A 1,032-nucleotide genomic window follows, 5' to 3' on the forward strand; every position below is an offset into this window, starting at 1 on the left:
TTTTTAAGATTTTTAAACCATAAATCAGAGAAGGTGACAAACTCGGAACTAAACCAAAAAAAATACTTGCCACCGCCTAAGTAGTTCTACTTTATTAAACATGAAAGGATGAGGATCAAGGGGTCGGGAGTCGGGAGTCGAGAGCATTTTTTTAATTTGTTTAATATTTTTTTAAGTGGTAATACTTATTAGTAAAAACTAACAACTTTAGTTGAATGATAAATAATTGTCTTTTTTGGGAACTATAGCTTTAGTAAGTTGATACCTCGATCGCTATGCCAGCTACCATACAATTTAATCCGACGGAAATAATATCTCGACTAGAGAACTCTGACAGTTCTGGTTGCCTGGAAATTAATGAAGGATTAGTTTCTTGGAAAATTTATCTGCAACAAGGACAGTTAAAGTATGTGGACTGTTCTGCTCAACTATTAGATCAGCTTAAGTACTATTTACACTACTTAGGTTTTAAACAAGCAGTTACAGCTTTAAAAGAATTACCTGCATCTTATCTCAAAATACAGTCTTCAATACAAGCAAAGTCTCCTGCTCAAAATGTATACCGTCCAATTATTTTTTGGTTGCTAGCGAAGCAACATCTCAATTCATCTCAAGGCTTAAAATTAGTAGAACAAATTACGAAAGATGCTTTTCAGACTTGTCTTTGGCTTCGAGACGCTACTCACTCTTGGCAAGGTGAAGAATCCCCTCCTCTGTGGATTAGAAAACAATTGGGAACTTTCCCCTCTTTGAAGGTTTCACAATATTTGAGTTTAGAAAAAACCAGACTCCAACAGTGGCAAAATTGTAGCGATCTCTTACTTTCTAACCATCAGCGACCTTATCTATCTTCTGGTTGGGAAAATAAAGAGATGCCAGCTAATGGTTCATTAAATCAGCACAATATCAAAGAGCTAGCCAAAGTAATCCGAGGACGTACTAGCATTCGTCAATTATCCATATTATTACAAAAAGATGAGCTTCAAGTAGCACAAATTTTATCTCCCTATATCGATCGCCAAATAATTTTTT

At 35.3% G+C, this 1,032-nt stretch carries 1 protein-coding gene; it reads left to right on the plus strand.

The genetic code is table 11. The annotated features are described in order from the left end of the window. Positions 1 to 275: 275 nt before the first annotated feature. The coding region (locus tag H1P_RS33705) for a DUF4388 domain-containing protein (protein ID WP_342799638.1) at positions 276 to 1,032 on the plus strand (757 nt) is incomplete at its 3' end.

Origin of the sequence: Hyella patelloides LEGE 07179, assembly GCF_900659865.1 — a bacterium.
Classification (GTDB): domain Bacteria; phylum Cyanobacteriota; class Cyanobacteriia; order Cyanobacteriales; family Xenococcaceae; genus Hyella; species Hyella patelloides.